14 protein-coding genes are annotated in these 13755 nt (G+C 72.3%); 8 read left to right on the top strand and 6 right to left on the bottom strand.

Going from position 1 to position 13755, the window contains the following annotated elements:
* Positions 1-180: 180 nt before the first annotated feature.
* Together BMY61_RS26705 and BMY61_RS26700 are read left to right on the top strand one after the other, a co-directional pair.
* Positions 181-609 carry a DUF4234 domain-containing protein gene (locus BMY61_RS26705; protein WP_236656092.1) on the top strand — a complete coding sequence of 143 codons (429 nt, stop codon included), beginning with the start codon at positions 181-183 and terminating at the stop codon, positions 607-609.
* 79 nt (positions 610-688) lie between these two features.
* A complete protein-coding gene (locus BMY61_RS26700) occupies positions 689-1894 on the top strand; it encodes a glycosyltransferase (RefSeq protein WP_082015166.1) in 1206 nt (401 codons plus the stop codon).
* Between the two features lie 80 nt (positions 1895-1974).
* On the opposite strand, the gene mshC is transcribed toward BMY61_RS26700, so the two are convergent.
* From mshC to BMY61_RS26675, 5 genes are all read right to left on the bottom strand, one after another.
* Positions 1975-3201: a cysteine--1-D-myo-inosityl 2-amino-2-deoxy-alpha-D-glucopyranoside ligase gene (gene mshC, locus BMY61_RS26695; protein ID WP_042450523.1), complete on the bottom strand. Its 1227-nt coding sequence runs from the start codon at positions 3199-3201 to the stop codon at positions 1975-1977.
* A 119-nt stretch (positions 3202-3320) separates the two neighbouring features.
* Positions 3321-4064 (bottom strand): DUF6585 family protein, encoded by a 744-nt coding sequence (locus BMY61_RS26690; protein ID WP_042450524.1) that lies wholly within the window; start codon positions 4062-4064, stop codon positions 3321-3323.
* A gap of 110 nt (positions 4065-4174) precedes the next feature.
* Positions 4175-5011, bottom strand: a complete 837-nt coding sequence (locus BMY61_RS26685; protein ID WP_042450526.1) for an SCO1664 family protein — start codon at positions 5009-5011, stop codon at positions 4175-4177.
* Between the two features lie 20 nt (positions 5012-5031).
* On the bottom strand, positions 5032-5598 hold the full coding sequence (locus BMY61_RS26680; protein ID WP_042450528.1) for a DUF3090 domain-containing protein: 567 nt from the start codon (positions 5596-5598) through the stop codon (positions 5032-5034).
* Between the two features lie 107 nt (positions 5599-5705).
* Positions 5706-6428, bottom strand: coding sequence for a histidine phosphatase family protein (locus BMY61_RS26675; RefSeq protein WP_042450530.1), 723 nt, complete (start codon positions 6426-6428; stop codon positions 5706-5708).
* A 69-nt stretch (positions 6429-6497) separates the two neighbouring features.
* Here BMY61_RS26675 and BMY61_RS26670 point away from each other — a divergent pair, with 69 nt between their 5' ends.
* From BMY61_RS26670 to BMY61_RS26650, 5 genes are all read left to right on the top strand, one after another.
* Positions 6498-7043: a DinB family protein gene (locus BMY61_RS26670; RefSeq protein ID WP_042450533.1), complete on the top strand. Its 546-nt coding sequence runs from the start codon at positions 6498-6500 to the stop codon at positions 7041-7043.
* 14 nt (positions 7044-7057) lie between these two features.
* On the top strand, positions 7058-8119 hold the full coding sequence (locus BMY61_RS26665; RefSeq protein ID WP_052438885.1) for a toxin glutamine deamidase domain-containing protein: 1062 nt from the start codon (positions 7058-7060) through the stop codon (positions 8117-8119).
* A 68-nt stretch (positions 8120-8187) separates the two neighbouring features.
* On the top strand, positions 8188-9144 hold the full coding sequence (locus BMY61_RS26660; RefSeq protein ID WP_042450537.1) for a GlxA family transcriptional regulator: 957 nt from the start codon (positions 8188-8190) through the stop codon (positions 9142-9144).
* A 128-nt stretch (positions 9145-9272) separates the two neighbouring features.
* Positions 9273-10274 carry a type I glyceraldehyde-3-phosphate dehydrogenase gene (gap, locus tag BMY61_RS26655; protein WP_042450540.1) on the top strand — a complete coding sequence of 334 codons (1002 nt, stop codon included), beginning with the start codon at positions 9273-9275 and terminating at the stop codon, positions 10272-10274.
* Positions 10275-10362: 88 nt separating this feature from the next.
* Positions 10363-10764, top strand: a complete 402-nt coding sequence (locus BMY61_RS26650) for a VOC family protein (protein WP_042450542.1) — start codon at positions 10363-10365, stop codon at positions 10762-10764.
* Between the two features lie 12 nt (positions 10765-10776).
* Here the strand turns inward: BMY61_RS26650 and BMY61_RS26645 are convergent, their stop codons facing one another.
* Positions 10777-12225, bottom strand: coding sequence for a cellulose binding domain-containing protein (locus tag BMY61_RS26645; RefSeq protein ID WP_042450543.1), 1449 nt, complete (start codon positions 12223-12225; stop codon positions 10777-10779).
* 225 nt (positions 12226-12450) lie between these two features.
* On the opposite strand from BMY61_RS26645, the gene BMY61_RS26640 reads away from it, so the two are divergent.
* Entirely contained in the window at positions 12451-13755 is a 1305-nt protein-coding gene (locus BMY61_RS26640) for an extracellular solute-binding protein (protein ID WP_063773288.1), read from the top strand.

Raw genomic sequence — 13755 nt, 5'->3', positions numbered from 1 at the left:
CCTATCCGATCCCCGCTCACGACGGCTCGTGTCGGACCTCGGCGGCGCTGCCACCCCGGCCAGAGGTGAACGTTGCACGACACCAAGATCACGTTCTGGCAACCTCGCACACGGACTCCCCGCGCAGCTGGAACGCTGAGCGCCGCCCATCAGAACGATCAACGATCCTTGGAGCAATTCGTGCAGCAAGCCACCACGACCACCCCCCTCACCGGCCTGGCGATGAAGCGCCGTGGCTCGGTGGCCGTCTGGCTCGGCCTTCCGATCATCACCCTCGGCATCTACCCGCTGGTCTGGTACTTCAAGATCCACAAGGAGCTGAAGAACTTCGACCAGCGCCTGGAGCTCAGCCCCGGCGGCAGCCTCTGCGTCCTGCTCTTCCTGGGCTGGACCTGCGTGGCGCCGCTGGTCTCGTACTACAACACGGGCAAGGCCGTGGCCGCGGCCCAGCGCGCGGCCGGCATCCCGGTCACCTGCAGCCCCGCCGCGAGCTGCTGGCTGGCCCTCGTCTTCGGCCTGAACGTCTGGTACATCCAGAAGGAGCTCAACCTGGTCGTCGACGCCTACCAGGGCGCCGCCGAGGGCACCCAGGTCACCCTCGCCGCCTGACCGACGGCCCCCGCGTCCGGCACGCCGGACGGGACGCACCCGGCCCCGACCCGGGGCCGGGTGCGGCATACTCGCGCGCGTGACGGTACTGACCTTGATCGCGTGCCTGTCCCTGCTCACCTGGCTGTGGCTGACCTTCTGCCAGGGCGGCTTCTGGCGCACCGACGTGCGGCTGCCACCGGGGCGGGCCGACGGCCCCCGCCCGAGCGTGGCCGTCGTCGTCCCCGCCCGCGACGAGGCGGAGGTGCTGCCGCTCAGCCTGCCGTCGCTGCTGGCCCAGCGGTACGCAGGCGAGGCCCGCGTCGTCCTCGTCGACGACGGCAGCACCGACGGCACCGGCGAGCTGGCCCGCCACCTCGGCGCCGCGCCCGGCGCGCTGCCGCTGACCGTCACCTCCCCCGGCGAACCGCCGACCGGCTGGACCGGCAAGCTCTGGGCCCTGCGCCACGGTGTCGAACTGGCCGGGGACGTCGACTACCTGCTGCTCACCGACGCCGACATCGCCCACGAGCCGGACTCCCTGGAACGTCTGGTCGCCTCGGCCGAGAGCGGCTACGACCTGGTGTCGCAGATGGCGCGGCTCAGCGTGCGCACCCGCTGGGAGCAGTTGATCGTGCCCGCCTTCGTCTACTTCTTCGCGCAGCTGTACCCGTTCCGCTGGAGCAACAAGCCGGGCTCGCGCACCGCGGCCGCGGCCGGCGGCTGCACGCTGGTGCGCCGCGAGGCGCTCGCCCGCGCCGGCGGGGTCGCCGCGATCCGCGGCGCGGTGATCGACGACGTCAACCTGGCCCGCCTGGTCAAGCGCGGCGGCGGCCGCACCTGGCTGGGCCTGGCCGACCACGTGGACAGCGTCCGCCCCTACCCCGAGCTCGGTCAGCTCTGGCGGATGGTCTCCCGCAGTGCGTACGCGCAGCTGCGGCACAACGTGTTCCTGCTGATCGGGACGGTGCTGGGGCTCGTCCTGGTCTACCTGGTCCCGCCGGTCCTGACCGTCGTCGGCGCGCTGGTGCTCGCACCGACGGTCGCCCTTCCGGCGCTGGCCGCGTGGGCCCTGATGACGTACACGTTCCGACCGATGCTCGCCTACTACGGCCGCCCGGCGCGCGAGGCGCTGCTGCTGCCGTTCACGGCCGCGCTCTACCTGCTGATGACCGTGGACTCGGCGATCCAGCACTGGCGCGGCCGGGGGGCCGCCTGGAAGGGACGGACGTACCCGGCGCCGATGCGCGAGGGGCGCGAGGAACTGCGCGAGCAACCACCGTGTGCGGATGGCCCTGCTCGCTGAGCGACTCACCACGCACGGTGGCTTGTCGCGCAGTTCCTCGCGCCCCTCGATCGTGCAACTACAGGCGGGAGCGAAACCGACTACAGGGCGACGCCCAGCAGCGCGTCGGCCAGGCGGGAGACGAGCCCTGGTGCGCTGGTGTCCTCGCCGCCGTCCGTGGACTGCTTCGCAGCCCAGGCGTCGATCAGGGCGAGCGCCCGCGGGGCGTCGAGGTCCTCGGCCAGGGCCGCGCGGACCTCGGCGAGGAGCGCGGTCGCGTCGGGGCCGTCCGGGCGGGAGACCGCCGCACGCCAGCGGGCCAGGCGGTCCTGCGCGCCGCGCAGGTCCCCGTCGGTCCACTCCCAGTCGCTGCGGTAGTGGTGGTTGAGCAGCGCCAGCCGGATCGCGGCGGGGTCGACGCCGTCCCGACGCAGCGCGGAGACGAAGACGAGGTTGCCACGCGACTTGGACATCTTCTCGCCGTCGAGGGCGACCATGCCCGCGTGCACGTAGTACTTGGCGTAGGGGTGCGTGTCGCTGTGCACCTGGGCGTGCGAGGCGCCCATCTCGTGATGCGGGAAGACCAGGTCGCTGCCGCCGCCCTGGATGTCGAAGCCCATGCCCAGGTGCTGCAGGGCGATCGCCACGCACTCGACGTGCCAGCCGGGACGGCCGTGGCCGAGCGCGGTGTCCCAGGCGGGCTCGCCGGGGCGCTGCGCGAGCCACAGCAGCGGGTCGAGGCGGTTCTTCTTGCCCGGACGGTCCGGGTCGCCGCCGCGCTCGCCGAAGAAGCGGAGCATCTGCTCCGCGTCGTAGCCGGAGACCTCGCCGAAGTGCTTGTCGGAGGCGACGGAGAAGTAGATGTCGCCGTCGAGCTCGTAGGCGGCACCCTTGGCCAGCAGGTCCTGGATGATCGGCACGATCAGCGGGATCGACTCGACCGCGCCGACGTAGTGGGCCGGGGGCAGCAGCCGGAGCGCCGTCATGTCCTCACGGAACAGCGCGGTCTCACGCTCGGCCAGCGCCACCCAGTCCTCACCGGTCGCGACGGCCCGCTCCAGCAGCGGGTCGTCGATGTCGGTGACGTTCTGCACGTAGACGACCTGGTGGCCCGCGTCCAACCAGATGCGCTGCACCAGGTCGAAAGCGTTGTAGGTGGCCGCGTGGCCGAGATGGGTGGCGTCGTAGGGGGTGATGCCGCAGACGTACAGCCGGGCGGTCTGCCCGGGTGTGGTCGTCCGCAGCTCGCCCGACGCGGTGTCGTGAATGCGCAGAGGGTGCCCCTTGCCTGGTAGCAGGGGCACCTCGGAAGCGGGCCAGGCATGCATATGTCTGACTCTAACCGGACGATCATTCGATCCGCTAACGACCTTCTCGGCCAATCGGCCCGGCGACCGGCCGAAACCGGACGAACACTCCCCTTCTCCCCCCACCCGGACGGGTGAGGTCAGCCCTGGGTGGCGCGGACGTTGCTGACCAGCGCCAGGAACAGCGCGAAGTTGGGGATCTCGTGGATCGGCTTGGCGACCAGCGCGGTACGGCGGCCGTGCACCATGATCCGGACGGTGCCCGAGGAAACCACGACGCGGTCGAGCAGCGGCCAGGTGACCGTGTGCTTCTGGCCGCAGACCAGCCCCTGCGGGGTGACCGTGAACGGGCCGAAGGTGACCGGGTAGCCGGCCTGCGCGGTGGCCACGGCCCGGCCGAACTGCGCGTCCATGACGCCCTGCTGGAGGGCCTGGGCGAGGTGGCCGATGTTGTCGTAGAACTGCGTGATCTTGGAGCTGCGGCCGTCCGCGCCGGTCACCGTCAGCAGGTAGGCGGTGCCGGTCTTGAAGCCGTTGTAGTAGTTCTCGGTGATCCGCTGCGCGACCGATATCTGGTCGAAGCGGTAGGCCGCCACCAGCCCCTGCTCCTCATGGAGGGCGATGCCGTGCTGGTGCAGGTCGATGCGCTTGGCCCGGGCCTTCCTGGAGAAGTTGGGGCTGCGGAAGAGCATGACGCCGAAGAGGATCGCGAGCGGGCTGAGGATGATCGAGACCAGCGAGATCACGATCATGAACCAGCCGGAGAACAACCGCCACTTGCTCCAGCGCTTGGCCCAGTAGGTGAAGACGCCCGGCCCGAGCTCGCTGACGTCGACGGAGGGCGGGTACGGGGAGGTGGCTGCGGGGACGTACGGAGCAGTCATCGGTCGGGTCTTCCTCGGGCTGGCACGGCCGTGTGGGCGCGGACACTATGCCGGACCGCACCCCGACGCCGCCAGTCGCCGGATCGGCCGCCCGTGGGATCGGCGCACCGTCAGATCGGCGGCCAGGGGACGGCCGGCCAGTCCGCCGAGGGGAGGGGGTGATGGCCGTCCTTCAGCAGGTGGTCCACCCGCGCGGCCGTGGCAGCGATCTCCTGCGGCGTCAGCAGCGGCGCCAGCGCCGCGCCAAGGGCGCCGTCAAGATCGGCACGCAGCCGTCCCAGCACCTCGGCGGCCTCGGACGTCAGCGGTTCGCCGGCCCAACCCCACAGCAGCGTGCGCAACTTGCCGGGGACGGCGAAGGTCACCCCGTGGTCGATCCCGTAGAGGCGGCCGTCGGCCGCCGTCAGCAGGTGGCCGCCCTTGCGATCGCCGTTGTTGAGGACGGCGTCCAGGACCGCGAGACGGCGCAGCCGCTCGTCGTCGGCGTGGACGAAGAGCGCGGTGCGGCCGGGCTCGATCTCGGCCAGGCCGATCGCGTGCCAGCCCGGCGCGGCCTCCTCGCCGGGCTGGAGGCTCAGTAGCTCGGGTGCCTCCGGGTCGGGCTCGACCCAGGTCTGGCACATGCCCAGGCCGAACGGCCCCTCGCGCAGCACCGTCGGCGGGACCAGGCCCCAGCCGGTCGCGGCGGCCACCAGGTAGGCCGCCGTCTCCCGGCGGGCCAGGGTGCCGTCGGGAAAGTCCCACAGCGGGCGCTCGCCGCGCACGGGCTTGTAGACGCAGATGGCGCCGGCGTCGTCGGCCCCGTCCGACACGCTGCAGTAGAACGCGGCGTTGGACGCGTCGGTGATCCGGCCGTGGACGGTCAACTCGCCGTCGCGCAGCAGCGCGAGGGCACGCGTCGGGTCGGCCGCGAGCGCCGCGCACGCGGCGGGGTCGGCCTCCGGCACCGCGACGGGCTCGGCGGCGCTCAGCGTCGGTAACCGTTCTGACGCGGGCACACGTGGCCCTCCGGATCCAGCGGCAGGCTGCAGAACGGGCACGGCGGCCGGCCGGCCGCGACCAGCTCCAGCGCCCGCTTGGCGAAGACACGGGCCATCGCCCCGTTCAGGCGCACCCGCAGCAGTGAGGGGCCCTCCTCCTCGTCCTCGTAGAGGGTGGCCTCGTCGGTCTCCTCCTCGCCCTCGACGGCCTCCTGGGCCTCGACGACGAGCATCTGCACGGTCTCGTCCCAGGCCAGAGCCATCGTCCCGACCCGGAACTCCTCCTCGACGGGCGAGTCCAGCGGGGCCGAGTCCATCATCTCGGGCGGGGCCAGCGCGGGAACGGTGGTGCTGCCGCCCGAGCGCCGGACCACCTCGTCCAGCAGCTCGTCGACCCGCTCGGCCAACGCCGCGACCTGGCCCTTCTCCAGCAGCACGGTGGTGATCCGGCCGCGCGCGCTGGCCTGGAGGTAGAAGGCGCGGTGGCCCGGCTCGCCGACCGTTCCGGCCACGAAGCGCTCTGGGGGGTCGTAGAAGAACACCTGGCGGGGCACGATGACTGCTCCACGGAGTCGGAGGTTGCGTGGGGAAGGGAGAGAGGGGCACAGGTCCGGGTCGGGGCGGCCGAGGATCACACCGCCGGTTCCACCCTACCCACTGGTCACCGGGTTCCGGTGTCGCCGCCGATCACCGCGTCGTCGCGACCACCGCCGTCCTCGTCGTCCGCGCCCCCGGCGGGACGCGGACGCGGCGCGAGACCGGCGAGGTCGCCGGTCTCACCGAGACGCAGCAGGTAGGGGCGGACCGGGGTGAACCGGATCGCGGTGACCGAGGCCGGCTCGACGGAGATGCGCTGGAAGAGGTCGAGGTGCAGGCCGAGGGCGTCCGCGACGATCGCCTTGATCACGTCGCCGTGGCTGCACGCCAGCCAGACGGCGTCCGGCCCGTGCTCGCGCTCGATCTCGGCGTCCCACTCGCGCACGCTCTCCACCGCCCGGTGGCTCAGCTCGCGCATCGACTCGCCCTCGGGCCCGGGGAAGGTCACGGCGGAGGGCTGCGCCTGCACCGTCGACCAGAGCGGCTCCTTGGCCAGCTCCGCGAGCGGCCGGCCGGTCCAGTCGCCGTAGCGGCACTCCCCCAACCGCTCGTCCATCCGCAGCGTCAGCTCCGGGCGGGCGGCGAGCAGGGGGGCGACGGTCTGCCGGCAGCGGTCCAGCGGGCTGCTGACCACGGCCTGCAGCGGCAGCCCGGCCAGGCGCTCGGCCAGCGCCTTGGCCTGCTGCTCACCGTGCTCGTCCAGCGCCACGCCCGGGCTCCAGCCCGCGAGCACACCCGAGGAGTTGGCGGTGGAACGGCCATGGCGGACCAGCAGCAGCGTCGGCATGCGGCCAGCCTAATGCCCCTCGCCACCTCACCCCGCGGGTTGTCGGTGCGGGCTGCTACGTTCACGCACATGACGACTCTCGGCACCTCGCCCCACACGGGCACGGAGAAGGAGATCCTCCTCCACAGCATGGAGCGCCACCGCGCGGCCGTCCGCTGGAAGCTGGAAGGCCTCGACGACGAGCAGCTGCGCCGGCAGCTGGTCCCGTCCGGCTCGTCGTTGCTCGGGCTGGTCAAGCACCTGGCGGCGGTGGAGTACGCCTGGTTCTGCCAGACCTTCGGCGTCGAGACGGAGCCCCTTCCGTTCGTCGAGGACGACGAGGACGCCGACCTGCGGGTCGATCCCGGCGAGACGACCGCCGATCTCCTCGCCTTCTACGACCGCGCCTGCGCCGCGGCCAACGCCGTCATCGAGGCCTCGGATCTGGACCTCACGGGCACGGTGTCCTGGACGGGCCGGACGGTCTCGATGCGCTGGGTCCTCGTCCACATGATCGAGGAGACGGCGCGCCACGCCGGCCATGTCGACATCCTGCGCGAGCTCATCGACGGCGCGGCGGGCGACCATCAGCGCACCCCGGCACCGGCCGAGGCCGCCGACGGGGCCTCGGCCTGACGGGAGCGGCACGGATGACCAGGCAGCAGGCGGTGGCGGCGGTCCGGGCGTTCCTCGGCACGCGGTACCCGGTGGCGCCGCCCACCGTCGTGGTGCGGGAGGAGTGGGCCGAGGAGTTCGGCTGGGCCTGGCGCGTCACCATGGACGTCCAGGAGTTCCTGGACACCGGCGACGCCCGGCACCGGCCGTTCTCGCGGGCGCTGTACGTGCGCAAGGAGACGGGCGAGGTCGCCTGGGTGCCCACCGCGCTGTCGACGGAGCAGTCCGCGCGCTTCCTGGAGACGGGTGAGTGGCCGTTCCGCCCGGCCACCGCCCCCGCTGCGCCGGCGCCCGCACCTGCGGCGCCGGCCGCCGCGGGCCCGCCCGACGAGCGGGCCCGCGCCTGGTTGCGGGAGGTGCACGGATCGGCGGTCGAGCTGGCCTCGCCGAGACCGGTCGCCGAGGGCGGTGAGGCGTGGTGGTTCGCGCTGCGGCCGCTCCCGCAGCCCGGACACCCGACCACACCGATGCTCAACGCCTCCCTCGTCGTCCCCCGGGACGGTTCCACGCCCTTCCATCCGGGCAACGGCGACCCGTGGGGCGACGTCGCGGCCCTGACCGCAGACCCGCGCCCGCGGCTGCGGGCCGACTGGGAGCGGCGGGTGAACGCGCGCGGCTGCGTGGTGGCCGTGGACGCGGGCACCGACGGGGTCGCCGCGACGGCGCTGCCGTGGCAGCCCGTCCACGAGGCGCCGGGCTGGTGGGAGCGCCTGCTGTACCGGCACTTCCCCGGTGCGCAGGTCGCGGGCTGCGCCGACTGGAACCAGGTCCTGGCCGCCGTCGGCGCGGGCGGCCCGGGCACGCGCGGCGTGGTCCGGGTCCACCGGGAGCTCGGCGGCCTTCCGGCCACGGGGCATCTGCTCTACGCCCTCAACGACGGCCACCGCGTCGTGATCCTCGACGGCCAGACGGGCGGCCTGGCCCGGCTCGACACCCTGGCCGTCCGTGGCCTCACCCTCGCCCGGTTCCACCGCCCACTCGCCCACACCCCCTCCGCACCCCCGGGCCCGCCTTCGGCCTGGCCGGGGGTCCGCTGACCCCGCGCCCGCACACCCGCGCCAGGGCCACCGCGCTGCCGCGGCCGACTCCTCCCTAGGCTGGGTTCGTGTCCGAATCCCGCCTCCGCCGTGTCGCCGTGCTCGTCCTCGACGGGGCCAAGCCGCTCGACGTCGGCATCCCCGCGCAGGTGTTCACGACGAGGGCGAGCATGCCGTACGAGGTGCGGGTGTGCGGGGCCGCACCGGGGCTGGTGACCGGCGGCGACGGGCTGTCGTACCACGTCGCCCACGGGCTGTCCGCGCTGGCCTGGGCGGACCTCGTCTTCGTCCCCGGCTACCGGCACCCCGACCGCGACGAGCCGCCCGCGGCCGTGCTTGCGGCGCTCGTCGCCGCGCACGAGCGCGGCGCCCGCCTCGCGGCGATCTCCACCGGCGCGTTCGCGCTGGCCGCGACGGGCCTGCTGGACGGTCGGCGGGCCACCACCCACTGGCACTACACCCGCGCTCTCGCGGCCAAGCACCCGGACGTCCGGGTGGACGAGAACGTGCTCTTCGTCGACGAGGGCAGCGTGCTGACCTCGGCCGGCGCCGCCTCCGGCATCGACCTGTGCCTGCACGTGCTGCGCGGCGACCTCGGGATCGCGGCGTCCAACCACGCCGCGCGGCGGCTGGTCGCCGCGCCGTACCGCAGCGGGGGTCAGGCCCAGTACGTGCCGCGCAGCGTGCCGGAGCCGATCGGCGAGCGGTTCGCGGCGACCCGGGAGTGGGCGCTGCACCGCCTCGGCGAGCCGCTGACCGTGCCGGTCCTGGCCCGACACGCGGCCGTCTCACCGCGCACCTTCTCGCGGCGCTTCGTGGAGGACACCGGCTACACGCCGATGCAGTGGATCCTGCGGGCCCGCGTCGACCTGGCCAGAGAACTGCTGGAGCGCAGCGAGCGCGGTGTCGAGCAGATCGCCGCCGACGTGGGGCTGGGCACCGGGGCCAATCTGCGGCTGCATTTCCAGCAGATCCTCGGGACGACGCCCAGCGAGTACCGCCGCACCTTCACCCAGGGCGAATAGCTGCTGGTCAGCGCCCTGAGGCGGCGGTTTGGCACGATCCTTGCGGACCATGGCACAAAGGCCACTGCCCAGGTCGGACGCGGTGCGCGAGGGTTGAGGCGTCCACCCACAGAAGGGACTCCCCCACCATGACCCGCATCGCCGTCAACGGATTCGGCCGCATCGGACGCAACGTGCTCCGCGCCCTGCTGGAGCGCGACAGCAAGCTGGAGGTCGTCGCCGTCAACGACCTCGGCGACCCGGCCTCCCTGGCGCGGCTGCTCGCCTACGACACCACGGCCGGCCGCCTGGGCCGCCCGGTGACCGTGGACGGCGACGCCCTCGTCGTCGACGGCCGCCGGATCACCGTGCTCGCCGAGCGCGAGCCGGCGAACCTGCCGTGGGCCGAGCTCGGGGTCGACATCGTGCTGGAGGCGACCGGCCGCTTCACCTCGGCCACCGCCGCCCGCGCGCACCTGGACGCCGGCGCCCGCAAGGTGCTGGTCTCCGCTCCCTCCGACGGCGCGGACGTGACCCTCGCGCTCGGCGTCAACACCGAGGCCTACGACGCGGAGCACCACACCGTCATCTCGAACGCGTCCTGCACGACGAACGCGCTGGCGCCGCTCGCCGCCGTCCTCGACGAGCTGGCCGGCATCGAGCACGGCTTCATGACGACCGTGCACGCCTACACGCAGGAGCAGAACCTGCAGGACGGCCCGCACCGCGACGCCCGCCGGGCCCGCGCCGCCGCCGTCAACATCGTGCCGACCACGACCGGCGCCGCCAAGGCGATCGGCCTGGTCCTGCCGCAGCTGGACGGCAAGCTCTCCGGCGACTCGATCCGCGTGCCCGTGCCGGTCGGTTCCATCGTCGAGCTGAACACGACGGTGAGCCGCGAGGTCACCCGCGAGGAGGTCCTGGCCGCCTACCGCGACGCCGCCGCGGGCCCGCTGGCCGGTGTCCTGGAGTACTCCGAGGACGCGCTGGTCTCCGCCGACATCGTCGGCAACCCGCACTCCTCGATCTTCGACGCGGAGCTGACCCGCGTCGACGGCCGCCACATCAAGGTGGTCGCCTGGTACGACAACGAGTGGGGCTTCTCGAACCGCGTCGTGGACACGCTGGAGATGCTGGCCCAGGGTCTCTGATCCGAGCACCTTCGTGCGAGAGGGTGGGGATGCCGACGACCGGCGTCCCCACCCTCTCGCACGAGCAGCCCCGAGGTGCACACCCGTCATGCAGAAGATCACGACGTTCCTGATGTTCGAAGGCCGGGCCGAGGAGGCCATGACCTTCTACACCTCGCTCTTCGACGACGGCGAGATCCTCTCGATCGACCGATACGGCGCCGACGGGCCCGGGGCCGAGGGGACCGTCCGCCTGGCGTCGTTCGCCCTCGCCGGGCAGCAGTACCGCTGCGTCGACAGCCCGGCGAAGCACGCCTTCGGCTTCACCCCCTCGGTGTCGCTCTTCGTGGAGTGCGACACCGAGGAGGAGATCGACCGTCTCTACGGCCTGCTCGCCGAGGGCGGCCAGGAGTTGATGGCACTCGGCGACCACGGGTTCAGCGCCAGGTTCGGCTGGGTCAACGACCGTTTCGGCGTCTCCTGGCAGCTGAACCTGCGGCAACTGCCGTGACCGGCCCCGGCGCTACTGGACGCTGTCGGTGAAGTGCGTGCCGGCGGCGTAGTAACCGTTGACGGCGCTCTGCACGTCGGCCGGGGACCGGGCGACCCCCTGGGCGAAGTACACCCAGTTGACCTTCTGGTCCCAGCTGCGCGCGCCGGTGAACGGCAGGTCGATGAACCACTCGTTGAAGTCGATGGTCATCGCCTCGCGCGGGTAGTACTTGCCGGTGCTGGAGAAGACCTGCTTGCCGTCGATGAAGTAGGTGACGCTGCCGCCGTGGACGGTGGCGACCAGGGTGTGCCAGCCCTGCAGGCTGCCCTGGGTGTCGGTGGTGACCCGGTCCATGGCGTCGGCGCTGTACCAGGTCGTGGTGTACATCGAGTTCGCCGGTCCGCCCCAGCCGCCGTTGGGCAGGTACTCGAAGTCGTCCTCGCTGTAGAGCGAGTTGTCGGGCGTGATGGCGTAGAACGTCTCGTTGACGTGGTCGCCGTTGGCACCGCTGGTCGGCGCGTCGTTGAAGTAGACCCGGGCGGCGTAGGTGCCCTCGAAGAACTTCTGCTGGACGGTGTCGATCTCGGCCTGCGTGGTGCCCGCGGTCGTGCCGTCGGTGGTGGCGGTGAGGTCCATGACGTGCCCGCCCTGGGCGCTCGGGTCGGCGGGGAAGCTGATGCCGCTCGCGGACCAGCTGTTCTGGACGCCCGGGCCGCCGGCGCCGGTGCGCACCTTCCAGTCGTGCGCGGCGAGGTTGGGGTCGTTCGGACCGGTGTAGCTGAAGTCGTCGAACATGGTGGCCCCGGGTGGCGTCGTGCCGGTGGCCGAACTGCTGGGCGAGGCGCTCGCGCTCGCCGAACTCGACGCGGAGGCGGAGGCGGACGCGGAGGAGCCGCCACCCGGTTCGACGCCCCACACCAGGCTGCCGCCCACGTACGCGGTGACCTGGTTCCACGGGGTGTACGCCGTGTCGTTCAGGTTGAACGAGTAGTCGTTCGCCTGGTTCACGTTCTGCCAGTCGGCCCGGTACAGCCGCAGTTGCAGGTCACCGGTGGAGGCGCCGGGCTGGAGGGTGCCGGCACCGGAGGTGAAGGAGATCTGCAGGTAGTGGTCGGCGGTGGCGGTGGGGGTGGCCATCGCGACGACGGTGCCGGTCAGGTTGGCGCAGCCGGGCACCGCCCAGGCGCACTGGAAGGTGTAGGGGCCGGTGGTGTCGGCGGTGAAGTAGTACCGCAGCGTCACCGTGCTGAGCGCGACCGGGCCGGTCCCGGTGTTCACCACCTCCATCCAGGGGTCGATCTCTCCGGCGGAGGCGGAGGTGGTGGTGGTCTTGTAGTCGACCGTGAGCGCCGGCGTGGTGTCCGCGTGCGCCTTGGTCAACGTGGGGAGGAGCACGGTCGCCGCACAGGCGAGAGAGGCCGCGGCGAGCAGCGCGGTACGCCGGCGGCCGCTGTGCGCATGGGGGTGGACGTGACCCATCGGTTCTCCTAGCGAGGAAGGGGAGGTCCGTAGCTTTACCAGTGGTCAGTCATGCGGCCGCCGACTGCGCTCCAAGGTGACGGGCCCTCAGCCTGCTGTCAAGCCCTGAATTTTGGGAACTTGCGCGCCCGGCGATCGCCTTGCGCAATCTCTTGACCTGACCAGTGGTCCTGTGTGAGGGTCTGCTCCCACCACCACCTCACCACTCGCCTTGAGGGAGACCTCGTGCGCACCAGATTCCTCGCGACGGCAGCCTGCGGAGTGACTGTCGCCCTGCTGACCACGGCCTGCGGGAGCAGCGGCACCGCCTCCGGCGCCGGCGACTCGACCGCGACGTCGAAGACACTCACCGTGTGGCTGATGGACGGAGACCTGACCCAGACCTCCGTGAACGCCGTCAACGCCGCCTTCGAGAAGGCCACCGGCGCCAAGGTGAAAGTCCAGATCCAGGAGTGGGCCAACATCAACACCAGGGTCAGCACCGCCCTGGCCCAGGACAACCCGCCCGACGTGATCGACATCGGCAACACCGACGTCCCGCTCTTCGCCGCCAACGGCGCCCTGGCGGACATCACCGCGCAGCGCGCGGACCTCTCCGCCGGACAGACCTGGCTGCCCGGCCTGGTGGACCCGGCCACCATCGACGGCAAGCTCTACGCCGCACCCCTGTTCGCCGGCAACCGCGCCGTGGTCTACAACAAGACCCTCTGGGCGAAGGCCGGCATCACCTCCCCGCCCGCCACCTTCGCCCAGTTCACCCAGGACCTCGGCAGGATCGGCGCGAGCGAGGCCGCCCCCGGCTTCTCCGCGATGTACCTGCCCGGCCAGTACTGGCACGCCGCCCTGCAGTTCGTCTGGGACGCGGGCGGCCAGCTGGCCACCAAGGACGCCTCCGGCAAGTGGGTCGGCGGGCTCGAATCCCCGGCCGCACAACAGGGCCTGACGGCGTGGAAGGCGTTCCAGAACGCCTGGTCCCCCGCCGCGTCCCGCAACACCGACACCAAGACCCCCGACCAGGACGCACTCTTCGCCCAGGGCAGGACCGCGACCATCGTGGACACGGGCATCAACACGATCCTCAAGGACAACCCGGCCCTGGGCAGCCAGATCGGCACCTTCGCCTTCCCGAGCGTGACCGGCTCCGGCACGACGCAGCCCGTCTTCCTCGGCGGCTCCGACCTGGCGATCGCCGCGAAGAGCCCGAACCAGCAGCTGGCCCTCGCCTACCTCAAGGCGGCCACCAGCCAGGCCGTCCAGACCAGCGCGATCGTGGGGACCGACCACTGGACGCCGGTCTCCACCCAGCTGCTCGACTCCACCAAGGGCCTGCTGCCGCTCACCTCCGCCGCCTTCCTCGCCGCCGCGCACAACAGCGTCGGCACCCCCGCCACCCCCGGCTGGGCCACGATCGAGAGCGACCTGAGCATCAACCAGTTCTTCGCGGACATCGCCACCGGCCGCAAGAGCGTCGCCCAGGCCGCCAAGGACTTCGACGCCCACCTCGACCAGGCGCTCAACGCCGGCCAGTGA

Origin of the sequence: Streptacidiphilus jiangxiensis, from assembly GCF_900109465.1 — a bacterium.
GTDB classification, from domain to species: domain Bacteria; phylum Actinomycetota; class Actinomycetes; order Streptomycetales; family Streptomycetaceae; genus Streptacidiphilus; species Streptacidiphilus jiangxiensis.
Note: the sequence above shows the minus strand (reverse complement) of the source record. Positions and strands in the feature narration are given on the sequence as shown.